This is a genomic window from Flavobacterium lindanitolerans, assembly GCF_002846575.1.
GTDB classification, from domain to species: domain Bacteria; phylum Bacteroidota; class Bacteroidia; order Flavobacteriales; family Flavobacteriaceae; genus Flavobacterium; species Flavobacterium lindanitolerans.
On the sequence record NZ_PJND01000007.1, the window covers coordinates 1,239,685 to 1,265,290 of the forward strand.

Consider the following 25,606-nt stretch of genomic DNA (forward strand, 5'->3'; position numbering starts at 1 on the left):
TAAGAATAAATAATTAAAAACAAAAAATATGAAAAAATTAATGATAGTGCTTTTCGTTTCCCTAATAGGATTTGCAGTACAGGCACAAGAGAAAAAGAATAAAAATGCAAAACATACCGTTGAAGTTAAAGGCAACTGCGAGATGTGTAAAAAACGAATCGAAAAAGCTGCTTTTTCAGTTGCAGGTGTAAAATCGGCCAGCTGGGATATTGGAGATAAGCAACTGCACCTTATTCTGAATGAAGAAAAAACATCCGAAGAGGAAGTGCAGAAAGCCATTGCCAAAGTGGGGCACGATACTGAAAAAGTAAAGGCGACAGATGAAGACTATGCAAAGCTTCATACTTGTTGTGCTTACGAAAGAAACTAAAAACAGTAAAAAAATACCTTGAATTTTTTCAAGGTATTTTTACATCAATGGTCTGACAAAATAACGTGGGATTAACAGCTACCAGACGGATTGGAAAGATGCTGTCGGGATTGAGATATTGAGGATTGGAAATAAATAATTACATAGAATGAAATCATTGAAGTATTCACTGGCTTTTTGCGGACTATCAGTCCTTTTCCTGTCGCAAAAAACGATTGCACAGGAACAACAGCCTGCACCGGAAAAACCGAAACATGAATTTTGGCACGATAAGAAATTATACCTGAATGAAGACGGTTCCAATTATCTGAAGTTTGCAATGCTTTCCCAGGTTTGGATTAGAAATCAGGAGTATAATCCGGGGACTACAATTTTTGATTCCCCTAAAACGGCCGGAACAGATATCGGTATCCGAAGATTCAGGGTTCAGATGTACGGACAGGTTGCAGACCGTGTTTTTATTTATGGGCAAATTGGCCAGAATAACTTCAATAATGTTTCCGACAGGAAACAGGGTTTTTTTATTCATGATGCATTGGGTGAATATGCTATTGATAAAGAAAAGTTGTCTTTAGGAGCGGGCTTGTCTTCATGGACTGGATTGTCAAGATTTTCTGCTTCTTCCGTAGGTTCTATTATGGGTATTGATATACCGTTATTTCTTGAATCAACAAACGATGTAACAGACCAGTTTGTCAGAAAGCTTTCGTTTTATGCAAAAGGCAAGCTGGGTAAGTTAGACTATAGGATGGCTTTTGCACAGCCACTGGCCATACAGAAAAGTTCCGGCTATGTTGCGGCAATAAGTGAAAGGTCTAATTTTTCTCCGAAGCCGCCACAGATGCAATTCAATGGTTATTTCCAGTACCAGTTTAAGGAACAGGAATCCAATCTGACACCTTACGCTACCGGAAGTTATTTAGGGAAAAAGAAAGTCTTCAATATAGGAGCCGGGATTGTATACCAGCAAGATGCCATGTGGCATAGAAATGCGGTCAATGATACTATTTATACAGATATGCTTCATTTGGCAGCAGATGTTTTTTATGATACGCCAATAGGTTCAAGAGGTGAGGCGATAAGTTTCTACGGAAATTTTACGCATTATGATTTCGGAACCAATTACATCCGTAATGCCGCGCCAATGAATCCTGCCAATGGAAGTAGTGATTCAGCTGTTTTGAATGGTAGCGGAAATGGTTTCCCGGCCTATGGAACAGGAAATGTTTTGTATGCACAGTTAGGCTACAAACTTAAAGATAACCTGATTGGAATGACAACTCTGATGCCGTATGTTGCAATCCAACATGCCCATTATGAAAGATTGAATAAGGATATGAGTTTTTATGATATAGGCGTAAACTGGCTGTTAAACGGACAGACTTCAAAGTTTACGGTATCCTATCAGAATCGCCCGATATATAATACATCGGGCAATCTGACAGACCATAAAGGAGCTTTTATCGCACAGTATCAAGTTTCTATTTAATAGTTGGTTGGTTTTTTTAGTTGGTAAAATCCGAAGTTTAGGCTTCGGATTTTTTTATTCCAAAGTGATTGTTCTGGTTTCTGAAATTAATTGCCCCTCGGCAGAAAAACCTTCAATAAGCAATTTTACGTTTTTTTGTCCCATATTTGGAATCTGAAATTTAAATTCCTTGCTGTCATGGGTATATATGGCAGGAATCCAATGAATTAATCCAAAATTTTGAAAGCCTCTGTTTTCAGTTGAAGTATACAGCTTATTCTTAAAAGGTTCAATCTTTGAAAAAGCATTTTTTATTTCAAAAGGAATAGCGTTGTTTTTTTGTGGCGAATTGCTACCGCCTTTTTTCATATAAATTTTTATAATTCCGATATTGTTGTTTACAGATGGAACGATAGCATGTGCATTGATGTAAATTTCATCTACTTCATTCATTCTCATATTCAGAAGTAAATCAAAGCTCATTTGCTGAAGTCCGTCAATAAAAAGTATCGGAGTACTTCTTGCCCCGTTTATGGTTGTTACGGAACGGCTGTAGATTTCTACCGTATTGGAAAAACCGTTAATCGTTGGAACTTCAAAGCCATTGTTTCTAATAAAGTTCAATACGTCTGTCTGGTCATTTTCTGCCACTTTGTAACCTCTAAGATTTCCGTTTCCTAAACTATTCGAATATTTAAGTTTCTTTTTCTTTTCTACAGCAATTTCAACGTCTTCAAGCATAATTGTTCCGTTTACAAAACTTGGGGTTTCATATTCTACCTTTTCTTCAATGGAGGCACATTCCTTTTTTTCTGTTTTGAAGGGCTTGTTGAATGTTCTTCGTCCGTTTAAAATCTGCGGATATAATTTTAAAACAATTGGCTTGTTCTTGTCGTCGGTTAGTGTGAAGTTTACCCAGGTTGAATCGGCCAGAACCATGTTGTTGAAATAAAATTCATTTTTATCATTGATTCCTGTGGATTCGCTAATGCTGGATTGTAATGAAAATAACTTTACCTTGAATTTTTTACGGTCAGCCAGGGTCTGATTTATCGTTCCTTTGATCGTAAGTCCAAAATCAAAGGTGTTGTTGTCTTTTGGAGGTGTAGTCACAATGTTTTCCCATTTGTATTTTCCGGCACTTTGGGTTAAAAGGAGAAGGTCAAGCTCAAACTCTTTTGCTTTTGATACTTCTTCAAAATAATAGTTGGTGTTGGACTGGTTTTTAGACAAATACGGATTTAGCAGAAAGGAAGCGCGGATTGAATAATCCTGGTTTATTGCGATTGATTGTTCCGGAACGGCTGAAATACTGATGCTAGTGTTGGCGTAGTTCAGGTTTCCGGAAAAATGGATGGAATCTTTTCCTTTTTTCAAAAGCTTTATATCAAGCTTTAAGGATTCTTCGGGATATTTAAAAATAAACCTTTCAGCAAGTTGCTTCATATCAGAATCGATTATTCTGACGGTATTGACACCTTCGGAGAGGTTGTCTTTGGTGAAAGTGATGTTTTGTTCTAAAGTATTTTTGAAATCTATGTCAAAGATGATGGATTTGTTGTCCTGATGTACTACCAGATAATGTTTTTTTGATTTAAAAGAAGCAATGTTTTTTTCGTTGGTTCTGATTTTGACAATCGTCTTGTCTTTTAATGCAAAGTTGTTGATTTCAAGTGCCAGACCATTTGGGGATGCAAATGGCAAATTTTCTTCTACTTTTTTGCCGTTGACCAGAAAAGAGGCTTTTGAGGTTTTGCTGTCACCAAAAATCTGGAATTTCCCCAATCCGAATCTGTTCAGGCTGACTTTTTGAATGCTTTTGCCTTCCGGACCGATAATCTCACCTTCAATTGATGGCAAAGGATTACCGTGACAATCGCTTACTTTTATACCCACTGTATTTTGAGTGCCTTGAATGATAGAGCCACCTTCGGGGAAAAACTCAATGTTTATTTTTGAATAATCGGGTGAGCTCTTGATAGAGGCGGTCCTGTCATTTTTATTTATGACACTAAATCTAAAAACAGAAGATTCGTCTTCTTTGAAGTTGTTCATCCAGTTGGTAAAAACCTGGATATAGTAGTTGCCGCTTTTGAAACTATCTCCCAGTTCAAATTTCCCGGAGAAGCTGCCCATGCTGCTGAATAATAATTTGTCTTTTATTCTGTTTCCGTTTTCGTCATAGAGGGAAGCATAGACATTGGTAGTCGTGAAAAACGGAACTTCTTCTTTTCTGTGGTATACGTAGCCTTTAAACCAGACATCTTCGTCTGAAAGGAATACTGATTTGTCAAGCTGAAGATGGATATTTTCTCTTTCCAAAAAGAAATAATCTTCAATGGTTTTTGAAATAAAGTTTTTTTGGGAATCTGTTTCCTGGGAGTAGCAGGAAAATGTGGCAGCGAAAAAAATAAAAACTACATGGAGGCGAAAGATGCATTGCATAATAATGTTGTATAATGGTTAATAGATGCAATATATGTATTAAATTAATGATTTTGTTTATCAGAAATAAAAAAGGACGCTATTTAGCGTCCTTTTTTAAAAAAAATAGAAATTTATTTTTACATCATTCCCGGCATGCCGCCACCCATTGGGCTTGCTCCGGCATTTTCTTCTTTGATTTCAACCAAAGCGCATTCTGTAGTCAGAATCATTCCTGAAACAGAAGCTGCATTTTCCAAAGCAACACGGGTTACTTTTTTAGGGTCGATGATTCCTGCTTTTAGCATGTCTACATATTCATCAGTTTTAGCGTTGTAACCAAAATCTCCTGAACCTTCAGCTACTTTGGCAACAACTACAGAACCTTCAAGTCCGGCGTTTTCAACAATTGTTCTCAAAGGAGATTCAATTGCGCGGGAAACAATCTGGATTCCGGTAGCTTCATCAGCATTGTCAGCTTTGATGTCTTTCAAAACGCTTTTAGCTCTTAAAAGGGCAACACCTCCACCAGCAACGATTCCTTCTTCAACTGCCGCACGGGTAGCGTGTAAAGCATCGTCAACTCTGTCTTTTTTCTCTTTCATTTCTACTTCTGAAGCAGCTCCAACATAAAGTACAGCAACACCACCGGCTAATTTAGCCAAACGCTCCTGAAGTTTTTCTCTGTCATAGTCAGAAGTTGTAGTTTCCATCTGGCTCTTGATTTGGTTGACACGGTTTTTAATGATTTCGATGTCACCGGCTCCGCTAACTAATGTAGTATTGTCTTTATTGATAGTAGCACGTTTTGCTGTTCCAAGCATTTCAAGCGTTGCATTTTCTAAAGTATAGCCTTGTTCTTCAGCAATGACTGTACCTCCGGTTAGGATTGCGATGTCTTCTAACATTGCTTTTCTTCTGTCACCAAAACCAGGCGCTTTAACAGCAGCAATTCTCAAGGCACCTCTTAGTTTGTTTACAACCAAAGTAGATAATGCTTCGCCGTCAACATCTTCTGCAATAATCAGTAATGGTTTTCCGGATTGTGCCACTGGCTCAAGGATTGGAAGTAATTCTTTTAATGAAGAAACTTTTTTATCGTAAAGCAGGATGTAAGGATTTTCCAATTCCGCTTCCATCTTTTCAGAGTTCGTTACGAAATATGGAGAAAGATAACCTCTGTCAAATTGCATACCTTCAACTACATCAACATAAGTGTCTGTTCCTTTAGCTTCTTCAACAGTAATTACACCTTCTTTACCCACTTTACCGAATGCCGTAGCAATCAATTCTCCGATTACATCATCATTGTTAGCCGAAATAGAGGCAACCTGTTTGATTTTGTCTGTATTTGTACCTACTTCTGTAGCTTGTTTTGCCAAATCGGCTACGATAGCTTCTACAGCCTTATCGATACCTCTTTTCAAGTCCATTGGGTTTGCACCCGCAGCAACGTTTTTCAATCCTTCTTTTACGATAGCCTGTGCCAAAACCGTCGCGGTTGTAGTACCGTCACCGGCAAGGTCATTGGTTTTAGAAGCTACTTCTTTAACCATTTGGGCGCCCATATTTTCAAGCGTATCTTGTAGTTCTATTTCTTTGGCCACAGAAACACCATCTTTAGTGACAGTAGGTCCGCCAAATGATTTTCCTATAATTACATTACGTCCTTTAGGTCCCAGGGTTACTTTTACTGCATTTGCTAAAGCGTCAACACCACGTCTTAAACCGTCGCGTGCTTCGATATCAAATTTTATTTCTTTTGCCATTTTTATTTGTTTTTTAGGCTTTAAGCTATACGCTTTAGGCCGTTGGTGAAATTAATTTTTGTTTTAAATTGTATATTTTGCTTTTTATAGAATTGATTTTATCAAGAAAGTCTAATGCAATTTCAGTATTGATATAATGCAAATCTCTGGACAAGATCAAAAGATATTCTGTTTCATTAGCTGATCCCAATGCGATGTTGAGAAATTGATTGAATTCTTTATCACTGTTTCTTCCACCACCTTCACTGATATTAGTTGGAATAGAAGAGGAAGCCCTTCGGATTTGGCTTATCAAATTATAAGTTTCTTCTTTCGGAAATTGGGAAGTCATTTTATAAACTTCTAAGGTGAAAGAATGACTTGATTGCCAGATGTCATACTTTTTAAAATCTCTCATGTTTTTTTGGCTTATATTGAATATGTTTTTAAGGCTTACAGCCTTTAGCCTATAGCTTATAGCGTTTAGCCTTTAAATTATTGCAAGAATATCATCTTCTCTCATAATCAGGTAGTCTTTACCTTCTAATTTTAATTCTGTTCCGGCATATTTTCCGTAAAGTACAGAATCACCGACTTTCACGGTCATATTGTGGTCTTTTGTTCCGTTTCCTACAGCTACAACGGTTCCTTTTTGAGGTTTTTCTTTTGCTGTGTCAGGGATAAAAATTCCAGAAGCAGTTTTTGTTTCTGCTGCTGCCGGTTCAACCAATACACGGTCTGCAAGAGGTTTAATGTTTAAAGCCATAATTATAAAATTTTATATTTATATGTGTTTTTGAAGTTTTCTTCTACTAGACAGAAATTGTGCCAATCGCTATTTATGACATTTTGGTCAAAAAAAAATGCCAACATCTGACGTGTTGGCATTTTGAATGTATTTTTTCAAAAAAATTATTTTGCTGTGTCCTGTGCTGTAGCTGCTGGTTGCGCTGTAGCTGGAGTTTCTGCTGCATTGGTTTTTGCCGGAGCCGCAGCCGTTTTTGGAGCCGGAGCCGCTTTTGGGTCGATTGTTTTTAATGTATTGCCACCAAAAGTTCCTGTGAAGCTCAAACTAGACAATAAAATCAAAACAATTAACAATCCGGCTAGTGTCCAGGTACTTTTGTCTAAGAAATCAGTAGTTTTCTGAACTCCACCCATTTGTCCGCCACCGCCTAGTGTAGATGACAAACCGCCACCTTTAGGGTTTTGTACCATAATAACTACGACTAGTAGAAAACAAACGATTGTGATTAAAACCAAAAAAATTGTAAATGTGCTCATTGTTTTAATTATTGTTATTTTGTTGTAATGTCTTAATATCCAAAATTCGGTCTGCAAAGAAATGACTTTTTTCTGGATATTTCAAAATTAATATTTCATAAGCTTGAATTGCTTTTTGATATTTCTTTTGTTCGAGATAAACTTTTGCCAGGGTTTCTGTCATCAGATATGAATTATCTTGGGAGTTCCGCTCAGAAATCAATGAAATAGGAGTAGTGTTTTTAACAGGAGAAATTTTTGGATTGGCTTCGATAAACCGGTCAATTATTTCTAATTTTTTCTTTTTTTCTGAATCTATTTCTGAAATTTCTTCCGTATTAGCTGTTTTTTCAGATTCAATTGGGGCTTGTTCTCTCTGGATTGGCTTAAAAGTCGATAATTGAAGCCATTCCTGAAAAGAATGTTTCTCTCCACGTGAAAATTCCAATGGTTTCCCAATTTCCAGTTTTTCTTCTATGCTTTCTTCCGAGATTTCCGGCTTTGTTTCTTGCTGCGGAATTTCTATAGCTTTTTCTTCTTCAGCCTGCTGCGGTTTTGAGGCAGAAGCTTCGCGTATTGAAGTCAGAATAGATTGTTCAAGAGGGTCGATTTTTACAGGCTCCTCTTTTTTCTCCGGATTCAGAATCTCAATCTCATGAACTTTAATGGCATTGATTCGGGCTTCCTTTTCTGCAAAAAAAGCTTTGTTGATGGCCATGAAATTTTCCGAGGTGATGTATTCAAACAATACGCTCCTGTCTGTTGTATGTGCCGCAGTGACTTTTAATTCGCCATTGTATTTAAAACTGTCCTGATTGTACAATCCTTTTAAGCGCAAAGCCCTTGCACTTTGGAAATAGGGAAATTCTTCGACTATTTTATCCAAAGCAGATACCTGTCTTTCACTGACGGCATTTGGGTGGCTTAGTAAAGTTGTAAATTCTGTAAGGTTCAAATTCAATAGTTTATTTTGTTACCACTTGGCTAATGATTCGTTAAAGATGTCCTGCGTAATCCTTTCAAAAATTACGTCCAATGCAGTGGTTAGTTGTGACCCTACAAGCTGGCTGGTTCCAGGGAAATCATAGAAGAAAGAAAATCTTTTTTCAAAATCATCTTCTTCTTTATTCTTATTTGTAAAACGTACGTTTACAGAGATTGTCAAGCGGTTTTGGGCAGCTCTTTGGTCGGCCGTGGCAGTCATTGGAGAAACTCTGTAATCTACAATTTCGCCTTCATAAACCAATTCGCCTCCTGAATTTGTCAGGCTGAGATTCGTTTGGTTTTGAATCAGGTTTTGCAAATCCTGAGTAAATTTACGTTCAATTCCGGGTTCGATAAGGTCGGCATTATTCTGAAAATAATTAACCTGGAAGGTCTTGGCGTTAATGGGTTTCGCTCCTGTAAAATTATATACAGAGCAGCCATTGAAGGCAAGGAATAAGACCGGAAGGATGATGTATTTAATGTATTTCATGCTTTAGTTTGTCAAATATAGACAGTTTTTACAAATCAAATTGCTTTATTTTTCGGTATAGTGTCCTTTCGGAAATTCCAAGCTCATCTGCCGCTGCCTTTCTTTTTCCTTTGTTTTTTTCCAATGATTTTTTGATAAGTTCGATTTCCTTTTCTTCCAGTTTCAGGATTTCTTCTTCTTCAACGGTTTCAGCAAATGTGAAATTGTCATCGTTTTCTTCAAAATGTTCTTCCGCTTTTGGCTTTGTGATTAGGGCCACACTTGGCTGTTCTTCAAAAGCAATTTCGCTGTCTGAAGGGTTGCTTCCGTAAATTTTCTGAATCAGGTTTTTGTTGTTTTCCTGAACTTTTGTATTTCCATTCTGCATCAATTCCAATGTCAGTTTTTTCAGGTCATTCAGGTCGCTTTTCATATCAAAAAGCACTTTGTATAAAATCTCCCTTTCGTTACTGAAATCACTTTCGCTTTTTTTGTCCTTGATTACAGACGGTAACTGACTGCCTTCTGATGGAAGGTAAGATTGTAATGTTGCCGCCGAAATATCCCTGTTGGTTTCCAAAACAGAAATCTGCTCTGCCACGTTTCGAAGCTGACGGATGTTACCGCTCCAACGGAACTGCAACAAGAAATGGACTGCATTGTCATCAAGCTTGATTGGAGGCATTTTATATTTGTGTGCAAAATCGGCTGCAAATTTCCGGAACAGCAGGTGGATATCATCTTTTCTTTCTCTTAAAGGCGGAAGCGTAATATCGACAGTACTTAATCTGTAATAAAGGTCTTCCCTGAATTTTCCTTTTTCGATGGCATCAAACATATTAACATTGGTAGCCGCCACAATCCTTACATCTGTTTTTTGGACTTGAGAGGAACCTACTTTTATAAATTCTCCGTTTTCCAAAACACGTAACAGACGTACCTGTGTGGTTAAAGGAAGTTCACCAACTTCATCTAAGAAAATAGTACCTCCGTCAGCGACTTCAAAATAGCCTTCGCGGGTTGAAGTTGCTCCGGTAAAAGCACCTTTTTCGTGGCCAAATAATTCACTGTCAATAGTTCCTTCCGGAATCGCACCGCAGTTTACGGCTATATATTTTCCATGCTTTCTGTGTGAAAGCGAGTGGATGATTTTAGGAATGCTTTCTTTTCCGACACCACTTTCTCCTGCCACTAAGACGGAAATGTCTGTTGGTGCAACCTGAATTGCTTTTTCTATTGCACGATTCAGTTTCGGGTCATTCCCGATAATCTCAAATCGTTGTTTTATGGCTTGAACTGATTCCATTTAAATTATTTTAAATGATGTTTTTTTTCTTTTAACTGCCTTCTCAAATCTTAAATCTGCAATCTTAAATCTGCAATCTTAAATCATAAATCTAAAAATTAATTCATATCACTATATCCAACGGCTTCTCCAATTAAAGTGCCGCTGGTACAACTATTGATTTTTACATTTACGAAATCACCTATTTTATAATTTTCTCTAGGAAAAACAACTGTTATGCTTTGTGAATTTCTGCCTGAGAATTGCTCTTCAGATTTTTTTGAAGTCTTTTCTATCAGCACCTCTACAGTTTGCCCTAAGAATTCCTGGGTTCTGAAAGCGCTGTGTTTTCTTTGTAAATCAACTATTTCCTGAAGCCTTCTTAGTTTTGTTTCTTCCGGTACATCATCTTCCATTTTCCTTCCGGCCAATGTTCCCGGACGTTCAGAATAGGCATACATATATCCGAAACCGTATTTGACATGTTCCATTAAGCTCAATGTATCCTGGTGGTCTTCTTCCGTTTCGGTAGGAAATCCTGAAATCATATCCTGAGTGATGCCACAACCCGGAATGATACGGTTTATCTTATCAATCAGTTGGATATATTCTTCTCTGGTATGCAGTCGGTTCATTGCTGCCAATATCCTGTCACTTCCGGATTGTACAGGAAGGTGGATGTGTTTGCATACGTTTGGATATTTTGCAATAACATGCAATACGCTTTCATGCATGTCCTGCGGATTCGATGTTGAAAAACGGATACGCATTTTTGGAAATCCTGTAGCGACCATTTCCAGTAATTGGGCAAAATCAACAGCCGTAGCTTTTTGGAATTCGGTTGCCTTGACAAAATCTTTTTTCAAACCACCACCATACCAAAGATAGCTGTCTACATTCTGTCCTAATAAGGTAATTTCTTTAAAACCTCTGTTAGACAAGTCGGCGATTTCTTCCATAATGCTTTGCGGCTCACGGCTTCTTTCACGGCCACGGGTAAAAGGAACTACGCAAAAGGTACACATATTGTCGCATCCTCTTGTTATGGAAACAAATGCAGTAACGCCATTGCTATGCAAACGAACCGGAGAAATATCGCCATAAGTTTCATCTTTGGAAAGAATAACATTAATGGCATCGTTTCCGGCTTCTACTTCCTGCAAAAGATTTGGAAGGTCTTTATAAGCATCCGGGCCGACAACCAAATCGACAATTTTTTCTTCTTCTAAAAACTGACTTTTAAGACGTTCCGCCATGCAGCCCAATACACCCACTTTCATTTTTGGATTCACGCTGCGTTTTACAGCATTGTATTTTTCCAGTCTTTTTCGTACGGTTTGTTCTGCTTTGTCCCTAATGGAACAGGTGTTGACCAATACCAAATCGGCCTCTTCCAGAATTTGAGTAGTATTGAAACCATTTTCAGACAAAATAGAGGCTACAACCTCACTATCTGAAAAGTTCATGGCACAACCATAACTTTCAATAAAAAGCTTTTTGGTGTTTCCTGTTTTATGTTCTAATACAAGGCTTTCCCCTTGCTTGTTTTCTTCTATTATCTTTTCCATAGTCTCCCAAAGAGAAATTTAATCAGTTTGCAAAGATACAATTATTTGAAGTAATATGACAAGATGTCATATTTAGATTTAACAATGTTTTTGGAATGTTTTTTACCGTTTTTAGGTTCTTCGGAATAAATCCCGAAATTGGTAAAGCAGTCGCTCCATTAATCGCAAATCCTGGGTGATAATATCAGCAGTTCCGCTCATTTCCTGACGAAATGCAATCTTTTTGTGATAGGAAGTTTCCAGTTTGTTTGGCAAGGATACATCAATAAGAATGTTACCTTCTTTATCAGGGGTTAAAGAGATGGATTGTATTTTCCCTCTGATGACTCCAAATTCCCGGTCAGGATAATTTGCCAGACGGATATTTACATTCTGGCCAATTTTGATTTTTCCTGAATTTTGAGCCTTGGCTTTTATCTTTCCGATGTAATTGTCAGATTCTTTCGGGATAATAGAAAAAACATTATCGCCTGCTGTAATGGTTTGGTTTTCTGTCCATACTTGCATGAAAGAGACTTCGCCTGAAATTGATGACCGGAGCACATAGGCTAATTCCCAATCGGCAATGGCTTTTTTCAACTGGTTATAGGACTGTATAGCATTCCTGAACAGACTTACATCGTCTTTAGTCTCGTTAATTTTTGTCGATTTGCTGTTTTTGTTCAAATCATTCAACGACGATTTCATTTGCGAAATAGAGGAACTGAGTCCACGCAAGTTTTTTTCTGTCTGGAGATAATCTAAATTTTTAGTTTCCCATTCCTGTGTGGATATAATGCCTTTGTCGTAAAGTTTTTTATAACGGTCAAGCTCTTTCTTTTTAAGCTGTATCTCCGTTTCGCTTATTTGTTTTTGCTGTTGCAAAAGGTTTAGTCTTTCTTTGATTTCGATGACTTCATAATTTTGTGCAGCGCCTTCTACTTTATAAGGCTGTAATTTTCTGTTAAGGCTGTAAGCAATAAAATCTTTTTCAAATACGGCAAATGGCCCTTCAATTTCACCCAGCTGCATGGAAGGGAGCGATTCAAACGGAAACCGGATAAAACTCTTATCTATTTTAAGGGTGTCGATGATGCTTTTTAGCAAAAACACATCCTGATATCGGGCCGTGTTTTCAATTACGGCCAAAGCTGTATTTGCCGAAACAGTTTCTCCGTTTTTGATAAAAATTTTCTCAATACGCCCCGAACTTTTGGTAATGAGTCTCTGTGGAGGGATTTGCGTGGTTATGGTAATTTCTGAAGTAACAATGTCAGGATATTTTACAACCCACGACATGACCAGTAAGGATAACAGTACGGTCAAAATAACCACATTTCCCCATCGTATCATCCAATGCGGTACTTTGGTCAGGATTTCCTGAACCTCTTCACTTCGTAGTTCTATGTGTTTATCGTCTGGCATATTATGTTCCGAGTTGCAGTTGGTTTTTAACAAGCTGGTAGTAGCTTCCTTTTAATTTTACTAATGCTTCGTGATTGCCCTGTTCTATTATTTTTCCATTATCGAGAACTACTATCTGGTCAGCATTCATGACGGTGCTTAGTCGGTGTGCAATTACCACAACGGTTTTATTTTTGAAGAAAACATCCAGTTTTTCCATGATTTCTTTTTCATTGTTGGCATCAAGTGCCGATGTAGCCTCGTCAAAAAACAACATTTCCGGGTTTTTGTAAACCGCCCTGGCAATCAATAATCGTTGCTTTTGCCCGGTACTCATGCCAATGCCTTCCATGCCAATTTTGGTGTTATATCCCAAAGGCAAACCTGAAATATATCCTTTGATATTTGCCACATCACTGGCATAGGCGAGTCTTTCCTTGTTTATAATGTCAACACCAATCGCAATGTTGTTGGCTATTGTATCATTAAAAATATAGCCTTCCTGCATCACAGCGCCAATATTGGCACGCCATGTTTTTTGGGCAATGTTTTTAAGGAGCGTGTTTCCAACCGTAATTTCTCCTTTGTCGCATTCGTAAAATTTCAACAGGAGCTTCATCAGCGTTGTCTTACCACTGCCGCTGGTTCCTACAATTGCCGTTATCTTATTGGCAGGGATGACAAGATTCAGGTTTTCTAAAACAGGAGTGTCTGTTCCTGTATATCTAAAGCTGACGTCTTTAAGTACAATGTCGGAATCAACAGGAAATTCATGAATCTGATTTTCTTCCTGTTGGCTTTCGTCTTCTTTTTCATGGATTTCAGATAATCGGGAAAGCGATATTTTTGCGTCCTGTACTTCCCGGATGAATTGGATGAGTTGTGTAATCGGGCCATCTAGGCTTCCTACAATACTGGTAATTGCCATCATCATACCCAGCGTAATTTCTCCATCAATAACCAATTTGGCAGAAAGGAAAATAATGAAGATGTTTTTAAGTTGGTTGATGGTTGAGGAACCAATGTTTTGTGTTTGTTCCAATACCAATCCTTTCATGGAAACTTTAAAAAGGCGGGCCTGAATATATTCCCAGCTCCAGCGTTTTTGCTTTTCGGCATTGTGGAGCTTGATTTCCTGCATTCCGTTTATGAGTTCGATGACCTTGCTTTGCTCCTGGCTGATTTCTGAAAAACGTTTGTAATCCAAGGCTTCTCTTCGTTTAAGAAACAGGATAATCCAAAGAAAATAGAGCAGGCTTCCGGCAAAGAAAACCAAAAAGATTTTCAGGTTGTAATAGGCCAGAACACCTCCCATTATAATCATGTTGATTATAGAAAACAGCACATCCAGTGACGAGGTTGTTAACAGTCGCTCAATTCTGTTATGGTCGTTGATTCGCTGCATGATGTCTCCGGTCATCCTGACGTCAAAAAAGGAAATTGGCAGATTCATCAGTTTGATAAAGAAATCAGAAATAAGCGAAATGTTTATTCTTGCCGAAAGATGGAGCGATATCCAACTTCTGATAAGTTCCAAGGCTGTTTTTCCGGCAAACAAAAAAAGCTGGGCAAACAAGACCAGATAAACGAAGTGAATATTCTGGTTTTGGATTCCAATATCGACGATGCTTTGCGTAAGAAATGGAAAAATCAGTTGTAATAAACTGCTTGCCAGAAGTCCAATCGCTAATTGAATAATAAACGATTTGTACCGGAATACATATCTTGAAAGCAGTCCGAAACCAAAAACGCTTTTGTTTTCTTTTTCAAATTCGTTTTCGTAGAATTTGGGTGTAGTATCAAAAAGAAGGGCTATTCCTTCTGGAGTTGCTTCGGTTGCATTATTTCCAATCCAGGATTTTAAAAAATCCTCTTTATTGTATTGGAGCAGCCCAAAGGCCGGGTCGGAAACATAATAAACCCCTTTTTTGATTTTATACAGTACTACATAGTGATTGTTATTCCAATGTAATATGCACGGTAAAGGTGCTTCTTCCAGTTTTTCTAAACTGAGCCGTACACCCAGTGTCCGGAATCCTATTTTTTCTGCCGCTTCACTTAGCGATAGCAAATTGCTTCCCTCTCTGGTGGTTTCGCTTAGACTGCGAAGCTTTTGTATGTTGATATTTTTGCCATGGTATTTGGCAATAATCTTCAAGCTGGTAGGGCCACAGTCTTTTTGGTCGGCTTGTTTGAAAAAAGGGAATTTCTGCATTAATTTTTTCAGAATTTAGTCAAATATATTTCTTATTTCCTTAGGATGAACAACTAGTCTGTAATTTACGTCTAAACGATTGCGGCTTTTAGGTCTTCCAGTTCCGACAGGAAATATTTTATTTCTTCCAATTCATATTCTTTAGGCAATAATTTATGGTCTACTATTTTTACCGGCGTATAATTGAATTCGTTTTTGATACACCATTGGTATTGTCTATTGAGTTCTGTCGCTACTTCCTCGCTGATGGTTTGCTGTTTCCATTTTTTTAACCAGTCTTCGATATTGAGATTTTGGACATGCCAGTCTTCAATAGCCTGTCTGATATTGCCATTGCTGAAATAGATTTGCTGCAGATTTGTTGCGACAGGCACATAAGGATTTCCAAGATTGTCTATATTCAGGTTAAAATAAACCGCCAACCTGATTTTTTCGGGATATTTTTCCATAAAGTCTTTCCCTTTTTGATAAGCTGTATGGCAATGACCACAACTAGGGCTAAGGAAAAGCCTTAAGGTTAATGAAGCTTCCGGATTTCCAAAAAGAATAGGTTTTAGGCTTGTCAATTCCGGCAACTCCTGTACATCTGAAGAAAGAAACTCGAATAGGTTGAAATTCCTTTTGAATCTGGAAAGTTCCTTGTTTTTGTCTGCCAGGTCTTTTCTTTCAGATATGATTTTTTTTAGTGGAAACCACAAGGCAGAACAGATTAAAGCTATAATAGTGTAATGGATGACAGCCGTTAGATTTATCTTGAAATTATCAAAGTATGAAACGTACAATAATGATTGTGCCAAAACCAAAGACGACACAACAAGGCAGAGCATGCACCATTTTTTAAGCTTTGTCTTTTGCAGGTATACTGAATAAAGACAGACGGGTAATGACAGCAGGCTAAGCAACCCGATAATGCCAAAAGCAGACCCCGCTAATGAACCGGCTATAAAATTGATGGAGAAAAATAAAATGGGCAAGTCTGTAAAATCAAGCCATTGGGTAATCCGGCTGTTTTTTGACTTAATTACTGAATCACATGAGGTATTGGAATTAAAGCTACAGATTTTAGAAACGAGTTCGTTGCCGTTCTCGTTTTTTTCTAAAAGTATAAAAATACCGGCAAGCAATCCTATAAATGATAGGGTTCTGAACAGGAAGCCGTAAATTTCAAATCCGTAAGCAAAATTAGAAACCAGATAAACAGTGGCCAATACTGCTAAAGTAATGGCTATTTTGTGTTCTGATTTTTTTATATCAGATGGTTTTTCGTTTTTCTCAATTGCCAGAATCAAACCATTCCATAATTCCCGAAATTCTTCCCGGGTTACGGTATGTTTTTCATTGTTTTCGGTCTCATAAATAATAGTGTCCTGGTTCTTACTGACAAAGACAAAGTTTAGGGCATCCTTGACTTCTATAGCTGCAATAAAGTGTTCCGGAAGATTTTCAAGCTGATTTTTAGGAACATTGGCAGCCATGTTTTCGATACGCAACACTTCCAGAGTGTCTGTGACGGAAAACAAGCTTGGGTAGTTGGGGTGTGAGAGATAAATATCTTTAAATTCCTCATTCAGATTGCCATGCCGATTCTGTTCTAGGTATTTCTTAAGGACTGAAATCACGATGTTTTCGTTTTTAGTTTGGATTCATGGTAGGAAAAATCTTGTAATATGTTTGCATAAATTTATAAATAAGAAATGAAAATCGGTTATGAAATCCGAATGTTTAACATAAAAAGGAAGCCGATAGGAGGTAAAGGGTGTCTATATAAGGTAGGGAGTCTTAAAATTTATATGGTATTTTCAATCTTTTAAGAATCAGTGTTTTGCTCTTTCTCAGAAGTCTGTTAGGAGTTAATAATTTTACTTTTAAAATTTTCTGAAATGCAATATTTAAAAAATTCATATACTTTTGCGACACAAACAGAAGCATTATGGCAAAGAATTTAGTGATTGTTGAGTCGCCTGCAAAGGCAAAAACCATTGAGAAGTTTTTAGGGAGCGAATATCAGGTAGAGTCCAGTTACGGGCATATAGCAGATTTGCCTTCTAAAGAAATAGGAGTAGATGTTGAAAATGGCTTTCTTCCAAAATATGAAGTTTCTCCTGATAAAAAAGCATTGGTGAAAAAACTCAAGGATCTTTCTAAAAAAGCAGATACGGTTTGGCTGGCGAGTGATGAGGATCGTGAAGGAGAAGCCATTTCGTGGCATTTGTCAGAAGAATTAAAGTTAGAGCCATCAAAAACAAAAAGGATTGTTTTTCATGAAATTACCAAAACGGCAATCCAAAAAGCGATTGAGAATCCAAGAGGAATTAATTACGATTTGGTAAATGCGCAGCAGGCAAGAAGAGTCCTGGACAGATTGGTGGGTTATGAGCTTTCTCCGGTTTTATGGAGAAAAGTAAAAGGCGGGCTTTCTGCCGGAAGAGTACAGTCAGTTTCAGTAAGATTAATTGTAGAAAGAGAAAGAGAAATCCAAAACTTTAAAGCCGTAGCTTCTTACTCTATAGTAGCAGAATTTTCAAATGAAGCCGGAAAAACATTTAAGGCGAAACTGCCAAAGAATTTCAATACAAAAAAAGAAGCCGAAGATTTCCTGAATAAAAATATAGGTTCTACATATAAGGTATCAGATTTAGAAACGAAACCTACCAAAAAATCACCGGCAGCACCATTTACTACTTCCACTTTGCAACAGGAAGCAGCAAGAAAATTATACCTTCCGGTTGGGGTGACGATGCAATTGGCCCAAAGGCTTTATGAAGCGGGATTGATTACCTATATGAGAACAGACAGTGTCAATCTGTCGAATGAAGCCATAAATGCTGCTGAGGCAGAAATCATCAAATCGTATGGTAAGGAATTTTCAAAGCCCAGAACTTTTGCCAATAAGAGCAAAGGTGCTCAGGAAGCACACGAGGCCATCCGTCCGACAGATATGTCAAGGCATACGGTAAACATTGATAGAGACCAGGCCCGACTTTATGACCTGATTTGGAAAAGAACATTGGCTTCGCAGATGAGCGATGCCGAATTGGAAAGAACCAATGTAAAAATTGAAGCCAATAACCATTCAGAGGTGTTTGCCGCAACCGGAGAAGTTTTGCTTTTTGAAGGATTTCTTAAAGTATATCTGGAAGGACATGATGATGAAGACGAAGAACAGGAAGGAATGCTTCCGGCTTTAAAAGTGAATGAAAAACTTCAGAACAATTATATCACTGCAACAGAACGTTATTCCAGACCGCCGGCAAGGTATACGGAAGCTTCTTTGGTTAAAAAACTGGAAGAGCTTGGAATTGGCCGTCCGTCGACTTATGCTCCAACCATTTCGACAATTATTAATAGAAATTATGTTGAAAAAGGAAATCTGGACGGGCAGGAAAGAAAATATACGCAATTGACCTTACAGTCCGGAAAAGTTGATGAAAAGCTACTAAAGGAAAATACAGGTTCTGATAAAGGAAAACTCGTTCCAACTGATATTGGTGTTATTGTGACCGATTTCCTAGTAAAGAATTTTGAAAGAATATTAGATTATAATTTTACGGCAAAAGTTGAGCAGGATTTTGATGAAATTGCAGAAGGAAATGTAAACTGGGCAAAGATGATGCAGGAGTTTTATGACCAGTTCCATCCTAATGTAAAAGATGTAGAAGCCAATGCAGAGAGAGAATCGGGAGAGAGAATTCTGGGAACGGATCCGAAAACAGGAAAACCGGTAAGTGTTCGTTTGGGTAAATTTGGTCCAATGGCTCAGATAGGTGATGCGGAAGATGATGAAAAGCAATTTGCAAGTCTGATGGCCGACCAGAATATTGGAAATATTACTCTGGAAGAAGCTTTGAATTTGTTCTTGCTGCCTAAAAAATTAGGAGATTATAAAGGTGAAGAGGTAGAAGTTAACAATGGTCGTTTCGGGCCTTACGTGCGATTTGGAAAAATGTTCATTTCGCTTCCAAAAGGAGAAGATCCTTTGGATGTTACTTTTGACCGTGCCAAAGAATTGATAGCCGAAAAAGAACAGGCAGATGCTCCAATCGGAACGTATAAAAATGAGCCGGTACAAAAAGGAGTGGGTCGTTTCGGACCTTTTATCAAATGGAATGGCATGTTTATTAATGTCAGCAAAAAATACAATTTCGACAATCTTTCCCAATCCGACATTACTGAGTTGATAGAGGACAAGCTCCAAAAAGAGATTGATAAGGTAATTCATGATTGGAAAGAAGACGGAATCCGGGTTGAAAAAGCGCGTTGGGGACGTTCAGTCATTACCAAAGGGAAGGTCAAGATAGAATTGAGTAAAGATGTTGATGCATCCAAACTTACTTTGGACGAAGTAAAAGATATGATTGAGAAGAAGGCTCCCGCAAAGAAGACTGCGGCAAAAAAGACAACCGCTACGAAAAAGCCGGCTGCTAAAAAAACTACTGTAAAAAAGAAATAATATATGGAATTTGATTTTCTGACTCCTTTAGATGAAGAGATACTGGAGTTTATTAACGGACTGTCTTCCCAGAATTTAGGGAGTAAGGTAGTACTGCATACCAGAGAAGACTTTCCTGATTTAAGCAAAATCAGACTCGCAATTGTGGGAGTGAAGGAAAACAGAGGTGCCCATATTGAAATTGAAAATACAAAGCTGTCGCATATCCGCAAGGAACTATATGGATTATTTCCGGGAAACTGGGAGGCATCAATTGCAGACCTGGGAAATATTTTGGCAGGTAATGATATAGAAGATACCTATTTCGCCTTAAAAAAAGTGATAGCCTATTTGTTGAAAAACAAAATCATTCCGATAGTTATTGGTGGTTCACAGGATTTGACTTATCCGCTATACAGAGCCTTTGATGAATTGGAACAAATGGTAAATGTTGCCTCTATCGATAGTAAATTTGACTTTGGAGCAGCCGATAGACCACTTTCTGCAAATTCCTACCTTACTAAAATGATTGTTGAAGAACCTAACAATCTTTTTAATTACAGCAACCTGGGTTATCAAACTTATTATAACTCACAGGAAGAGATTGATTTAATAGAAAAATTATTCTTTGATGCCTATCGTTTGGGTGAAGTTTCCAATAATATCTCAATAGCCGAGCCGGTTTTCAGAGATGCGGATATTGTGAGTGTAGATTTAACATGTGTGAAATCTTCTGATTCCGGTAATTTTATTACTTTTACACCCAACGGATTTAACGGGAAAGAAATCTGTTCTTTATCAAGATATGCAGGAATCAGCGATAAAGTTTCAATTTTTGGCATTTTTAATCACAATAATTCAAAACAGGAGGCAGTTCTGATCGCCCAGATTGTGTGGTATTTTATTGAAGGTTATCATTATCGTTCGAACGAGTATCCGTTTGGAAGCCGGGATAACTATTTAAAATACATTGTGCCTTTAGAAGACGAGGAACTGGTATTTTTTAAAAGCCACAAAACAGAACGTTGGTGGATAGAAATACCTTTTATTTCAAATGTTAATAATAAATTAAAAAGAAATACGTTATTACCTTGCACTTATGAAGATTATTTAGGTGCTTGTGCCAACGAAATCCCGGAAAGATGGTGGAAGGCACAAAGGAAAAATATAGTATAGACGGCACGTTCCTATTTTTTTTAACACATCCTTAGGTCAATGTTATACTTTATTTAAGGATTTTTAATAAAAAAATTGTTTTTTAGAAAAATAATAAATAGGTTTACGCCCTTAAAAAATAAGAATATATCATAACCCAAATTTATATGAAGAAGTTCATTGCATTAGCAGCATTAGCATCAGTATTGACAAGCTGTGGTTCGAGCGATAAAGGGGAGTTAGTAGGTGTGAAAGGCAGAAAATGGCATCCAGAAAAACCATACGGTATGACTCTGGTTCCAGGTGGTGCTTTTATTATGGGTAAATCAGATGATGATTTAGCCAACGTACAGGACGCTCCGACAAAAACGGTTACCGTTCGATCCTTTTATATGGATGAAACAGAAATTACGAATAGCGAGTACAAGCAATTTGTGAATTGGGTGAAAGACTCAACTATCAGAATGCGTTTGGCTATTCTTGCTGAAGAAGTAGGTCAGACCAAAGGAACTGGTGGTATCGGTGAGTTTGCGTTTGATGATACAGATCCGGCTACAATGTCTCCTTATGACAAATATATGTATGAGAATTACTATAGTGTTGGTACAGGAGATGATCCGTATGCGGGAAGAAAGCTGAATAAAAAAGTAAAATTGATTACAGACCCTCAGAAATATCCGGATGAATATTATGTTGAGGTTATGGATTCAATGTACTTGCCTGCTGCTGAATCATACAACGGATTAAGAACTATTGATGTTTCAAAATTGAAATTCCGTTACTCTGAAGCGAATCTAAACGATGCGGTTAAGAAAAAAGGAAGAAAAGATTTCTATAAAAAGACGGAGCCAATCGAAATCTATCCTGATACTACAGTATGGATTAAAGACTTTGCTTACTCTTATAATGAGCCAATGCATAATGATTACTTCTGGCACCAGGCTTATGATGATTATCCTGTAGTAGGTGTTACATGGAAACAGGCTAAAGCTTTCTGTGCTTGGAGAACATTATACAAAAATGCATACATCAAGGCGAAGAAAAAAGGAAGAAACCAAATCAACTCTTTCCGTCTTCCAACAGAAGCAGAGTGGGAATACGCTGCTAGAGGAGGTCTTGAGTCAGGAACTTTCCCTTGGGGTGGTCCTTATGCTAAAAACGACAGAGGTTGTTTCCTGGCAAACTTCAAGCCTAACCGTGGAGACTACGCTGCTGACGGAGCTTTATATACTGTAGAAGCGAAGTCATACGAGCCTAACGATTATAACCTTTATAATATGTCAGGTAACGTAGCGGAGTGGACAAACTCTTCTTATGATGCATCATCTTACGAATATGTATCTACAATGAACCCTAACGTGCCGGATGCTAAAAATGAGCGTAAAGTAACACGCGGAGGTTCCTGGAAAGATGTTGCTTATTTCTTGCAGGTAAGTACAAGAGACTTTGAATATGCTGATTCTGCAAGAAGCTTTATCGGTTTCAGAACCGTACAGGATTACATGGGTGTTCAAAATACGGGAAACACACCTAAATAAGAAAATTTAACCAACTTTATAATTATTATATTTACTTAACTAACTAAAAACTATTTATTATTATGGCAATTTTAAGCAAAAAAGCAATGAATTTCGCTTACGGTATGGGAGCGGCAGTTGTAATCGTAGGAGCATTATTTAAGATTATCCACTTCGAAATAGGACCACTAACAGGAAACGTAATGTTAACTATCGGTCTTGTAACAGAAGCGATTATCTTTGCTTTGTCTGCGTTCGAGCCTGTAGATAACGAAATTGATTGGACTCTTGTATATCCTGAATTAGCAGGAGGTGAAGCTAAAAAGAAAGAAGCTAAAAAAGAAAACCCAACTGAAGCTCAAGGTCTATTGTCTCAAAAATTAGATAACCTATTGAAAGAAGCTAAAATTGATGGTGAATTGATGGCTAGTTTAGGAAACAGCATCAAAAATTTCGAATCTGCTGCTAAAGGAATTTCTCCGGCTGCTGACGGAATTGCTGCTACTAAAAAATACAGCGAAGAATTATCTATGGCTGCAGCTCAAATGGAGTCATTAAACAGCTTGTACAAAGTACAATTGGAAAGTGCTTCCAGAAATGCTGAGGCTAACAAAGAAATCGCTGACAACGCTGCTAAATTAAAAGAACAAATGCAATCTATGACTGCAAACATCGCTTCATTGAACAATGTTTACGGTGGTATGCTTTCTGCAATGAGTAACAAAGGATAATTAGTTTAAGACTATATTTTTTCATTAACAAAATAAAAATAAACTAATTAGAAAAAATGGCAGGAGGAAAATTAACCCCTAGACAGAAGATGATTAACCTGATGTATCTGGTTTTCATCGCGATGTTGGCACTAAATATGTCCAAAGAAGTTTTATCTGCTTTTGGACTAATGAATGAAAAATTCGAAGCAGCAAACGAATCAGCAAAATTAACTAATGAGCAAATGATGCAAGCTTTGGATACTAAAGCTGCGGAAGCTAAAGGAGAATTTGCTGTAGCTGCACAAACAGCTCATAAAGTTCAGGCTGCAACGAAGAAATTTTACGATTTTATCGGTACTTTGAAAGCTGAAACACTTAAAGGTGTTGAGCAGGAGAATGGTAAATTACCATACGAATCTATGGATAAAGGTGATAACCTTGACAACAGTTGGTTCATTGGTGATGGATACACTAAAAGAGGTAATGAAGTTATGAGTGCTATCGAAACCTATAAGGCTGAGATGAAAAATGCACTTGGTAATGAGAAAAAATACTCAGCTATCTTAAATCAGGTAAACAAATCATTTGATGTTTCTGATGTTACTACAAAAGATGGTTTGAAAGATAAATTCTTGAACTACCACTTTAAAGGTTTCCCTGCAATCGCTTCTTTGGCTAAATTGTCAGCTTGGCAAAGTGATGTTAAAAAAGCAGAATCTGATGTAATCAGTGCGGCTTTAGGAAAAGCAGCCGTACAAGCAGCTTCATATAGCAACTATCAGGCGATTGTTGTTCTTGATAAAAATGCTTACTTCCAAGGTGAAAAAGTTACTGGTAAAGTGGTTTTGGGTCGTTATGACGAAAATACTAAGCCTGAAAGTGTTACAGGTGCGGTTTTAGATAATGCAACAGGACAGGCTAAAATTAATTTGACTGCTGGTGGTATCGGAGAGCAAAACATTGGAGGTTCATTTAATTTTATTGAAGATGGTAAGAAAATTAATTTACCATTTAAAGGTACGTATGTTGTAGTTCCTAGACCTAACGAAGCTACCATTTCTGCTGATAAAATGAACGTTGTTTACCGTGGTGTTGTTAACCCAATGACAATTTCGTTTGCTGGTATATCTGATAATAATGTTACAGCATCTGCTCCTGGTCTAACAAAAGCTGGTAAAGCTGGTGCTTATAATATGAGTCCTGGAGCTGGACGTGAATTGGTTATCAATGTTTCAGGTAAATTACCTGATGGTACATCAGTAAATTCTAAGAAAGTATTCAGAATCAAGAATATTCCAGGGCCAACAGGTGCTTTGAGAGGAAGAGAAACAGGTACTGTTAAAGGTCCTAAATCAAACCTTGAAGTTCAGACAGTTAATGCTATTCTTGAAGATTTTGATTTTGATGTTACATTGAATGTAGTTGGTTTCAACATTAAAGTTCCTGGACAACCTACAATTGTTGTTTCTGGTAACAAAATGGATGGAAGAGCGAAAGCTGCAATCCAAAAAGCGGGTAGAGGTGATGTAGTCATTATTTCTGAAATTAAGACTAAATTGGAAGGTAGTTCAATCATGCTTCCTAAAACAGCACCTGTTGCTTACGAAATAACACAATAATTATTGAAAGTTTGAGTTTTTAAACTTAGCAAACTATAAATTATAAGAAAATGAATTGGAGAAATTTTTCATTAGTAGTAGCATTAAGCTTAGTTTCTGGTGTGTCTTTTGCACAGTCTAATCTTTTGAATGCGAAAACTCCTCAAGAAATCGGAAAGAAAACCGAAGCTCAGCTTAAGTCCGATAATGATAAACCACTACCTTATGGATATGTTCACGATCGTGACGTATTGATGGGCAAAATGGTTTGGGAATTTATTGATCTTGATGAGAGAATCAATTTTCCAATGTATTTTCCGGTTGAGGGTAACCTTGGGCCAGACAGAAAATCATTGTATGCAGTTCTTGTGGATAATATGAAGTCAGGAAAAATCGCTGAAGTATATGACGACAGCTATTTTACGACTAAGAAATCACTTAAAGACATTGAATCATCATTGTCAAAAATTGATACAACAGATGCTGGTCGTGAGCAATACAATGCAGGTGAAAAAATTACTGAAGATAATATCGTTAAAACAGATATTATGCCTGCTGACGTAATGGGTTACAAAATCAAAGGTTACTGGTATTTTGACAAGCGTCAAGGTGAATTGAAATACCGTTTGCAAGGTATCTGTCCTGTAGTTCCAGACGTTTATACAATGGGAACCGAGCAAGAAGATCCAATCGAATTGTTTTGGGTATACTTCCCGGCAGTACGTGACGTTCTTCATGAAGCAAAAGCTTTCAACGACAAAAACTCTGCACTTCCAATTACATTTGACCACTTATTGAATTCGCGCCGTTTTAATGGAGTGATTTATCAGGAAGAAAACGTTATGGGTGACAGAAAGATTGAAGAATATATGAAAGACAATGCACAGATGCAATTGTTAGAATCAGAAAGAGTAAAAGATAAGATCCGCAACTTCGAACAGGATATGTGGAATTATTAATAAAAATTTCTCCAATACAAATAAAACTCTTGCCTTTCAAAGGCAAGAGTTTTTT

20 protein-coding genes are annotated in these 25,606 nt (G+C 37.5%); 8 read left to right on the forward strand and 12 right to left on the reverse strand.

Going from position 1 to position 25,606, the window contains the following annotated elements; genetic code table 11:
• Positions 1-28: 28 nt before the first annotated feature.
• Entirely contained in the window at positions 29-370 is a 342-nt protein-coding gene (locus B0G92_RS05480; protein WP_056068357.1) for a heavy-metal-associated domain-containing protein, read from the forward strand.
• Positions 371-518: 148 nt separating this feature from the next.
• Positions 519-1,859 (forward strand): hypothetical protein, encoded by a 1,341-nt coding sequence (locus B0G92_RS05485; protein ID WP_101471355.1) that lies wholly within the window; start codon positions 519-521, stop codon positions 1,857-1,859.
• 54 nt (positions 1,860-1,913) lie between these two features.
• Here B0G92_RS05485 and B0G92_RS05490 read toward each other — a convergent pair whose 3' ends face one another.
• From B0G92_RS05490 to B0G92_RS05545, 12 genes are all read right to left on the reverse strand, one after another.
• Positions 1,914-4,283, reverse strand: a complete 2,370-nt coding sequence (locus B0G92_RS05490; protein ID WP_101471356.1) for a hypothetical protein — start codon at positions 4,281-4,283, stop codon at positions 1,914-1,916.
• A gap of 119 nt (positions 4,284-4,402) precedes the next feature.
• A complete protein-coding gene (gene groL / locus B0G92_RS05495) occupies positions 4,403-6,031 on the reverse strand; it encodes a chaperonin GroEL (RefSeq protein ID WP_056068363.1) in 1,629 nt (542 codons plus the stop codon).
• 34 nt (positions 6,032-6,065) lie between these two features.
• Entirely contained in the window at positions 6,066-6,428 is a 363-nt protein-coding gene (locus B0G92_RS05500; protein ID WP_101471357.1) for a four helix bundle protein, read from the reverse strand.
• 72 nt (positions 6,429-6,500) lie between these two features.
• On the reverse strand, positions 6,501-6,776 hold the full coding sequence (locus B0G92_RS05505; RefSeq protein ID WP_056068368.1) for a co-chaperone GroES: 276 nt from the start codon (positions 6,774-6,776) through the stop codon (positions 6,501-6,503).
• A gap of 146 nt (positions 6,777-6,922) precedes the next feature.
• On the reverse strand, positions 6,923-7,294 hold the full coding sequence (gene secG / locus B0G92_RS05510; RefSeq protein WP_056068481.1) for a preprotein translocase subunit SecG: 372 nt from the start codon (positions 7,292-7,294) through the stop codon (positions 6,923-6,925).
• Positions 7,295-7,298: 4 nt separating this feature from the next.
• Positions 7,299-8,228 (reverse strand): tetratricopeptide repeat protein, encoded by a 930-nt coding sequence (locus B0G92_RS05515; RefSeq protein WP_101472036.1) that lies wholly within the window; start codon positions 8,226-8,228, stop codon positions 7,299-7,301.
• A gap of 18 nt (positions 8,229-8,246) precedes the next feature.
• On the reverse strand, positions 8,247-8,750 hold the full coding sequence (locus B0G92_RS05520) for an LptE family protein (protein WP_056068371.1): 504 nt from the start codon (positions 8,748-8,750) through the stop codon (positions 8,247-8,249).
• 28 nt (positions 8,751-8,778) lie between these two features.
• Positions 8,779-10,035 carry a sigma-54 interaction domain-containing protein gene (locus B0G92_RS05525; protein WP_101471358.1) on the reverse strand — a complete coding sequence of 419 codons (1,257 nt, stop codon included), beginning with the start codon at positions 10,033-10,035 and terminating at the stop codon, positions 8,779-8,781.
• A gap of 98 nt (positions 10,036-10,133) precedes the next feature.
• A complete protein-coding gene (gene miaB, locus B0G92_RS05530) occupies positions 10,134-11,582 on the reverse strand; it encodes a tRNA (N6-isopentenyl adenosine(37)-C2)-methylthiotransferase MiaB (protein WP_056068375.1) in 1,449 nt (482 codons plus the stop codon).
• 111 nt (positions 11,583-11,693) lie between these two features.
• Positions 11,694-12,986: an HlyD family secretion protein gene (locus B0G92_RS05535; RefSeq protein WP_101471359.1), complete on the reverse strand. Its 1,293-nt coding sequence runs from the start codon at positions 12,984-12,986 to the stop codon at positions 11,694-11,696.
• A gap of 1 nt (position 12,987) precedes the next feature.
• A complete protein-coding gene (locus B0G92_RS05540; RefSeq protein WP_101471360.1) occupies positions 12,988-15,180 on the reverse strand; it encodes a peptidase domain-containing ABC transporter in 2,193 nt (730 codons plus the stop codon).
• Positions 15,181-15,251: 71 nt separating this feature from the next.
• On the reverse strand, positions 15,252-16,799 hold the full coding sequence (locus tag B0G92_RS05545) for a vitamin K epoxide reductase family protein (RefSeq protein ID WP_143394995.1): 1,548 nt from the start codon (positions 16,797-16,799) through the stop codon (positions 15,252-15,254).
• A 311-nt stretch (positions 16,800-17,110) separates the two neighbouring features.
• Here B0G92_RS05545 and topA point away from each other — a divergent pair, with 311 nt between their 5' ends.
• The 6 genes from topA to porN all read left to right on the forward strand — a co-directional run bounded on the left by topA (position 17,111) and on the right by porN (position 25,551).
• Positions 17,111-19,630, forward strand: a complete 2,520-nt coding sequence (gene topA, locus B0G92_RS05550; protein WP_101471362.1) for a type I DNA topoisomerase — start codon at positions 17,111-17,113, stop codon at positions 19,628-19,630.
• Positions 19,631-19,633: 3 nt separating this feature from the next.
• Positions 19,634-20,785: a formimidoylglutamase gene (locus B0G92_RS05555; RefSeq protein WP_101471363.1), complete on the forward strand. Its 1,152-nt coding sequence runs from the start codon at positions 19,634-19,636 to the stop codon at positions 20,783-20,785.
• 146 nt (positions 20,786-20,931) lie between these two features.
• On the forward strand, positions 20,932-22,302 hold the full coding sequence (gene porK / locus B0G92_RS05560; protein ID WP_101471364.1) for a T9SS ring complex lipoprotein PorK/GldK: 1,371 nt from the start codon (positions 20,932-20,934) through the stop codon (positions 22,300-22,302).
• Between the two features lie 62 nt (positions 22,303-22,364).
• Entirely contained in the window at positions 22,365-23,012 is a 648-nt protein-coding gene (gene porL / locus B0G92_RS05565) for a type IX secretion system motor protein PorL/GldL (protein WP_056068390.1), read from the forward strand.
• A 56-nt stretch (positions 23,013-23,068) separates the two neighbouring features.
• Positions 23,069-24,613, forward strand: coding sequence for a type IX secretion system motor protein PorM/GldM (porM, locus tag B0G92_RS05570; protein WP_101471365.1), 1,545 nt, complete (start codon positions 23,069-23,071; stop codon positions 24,611-24,613).
• 50 nt (positions 24,614-24,663) lie between these two features.
• A complete protein-coding gene (gene porN / locus B0G92_RS05575; RefSeq protein WP_056068394.1) occupies positions 24,664-25,551 on the forward strand; it encodes a type IX secretion system ring subunit PorN/GldN in 888 nt (295 codons plus the stop codon).
• The last annotated feature ends 55 nt before the right edge of the window (positions 25,552-25,606 follow it).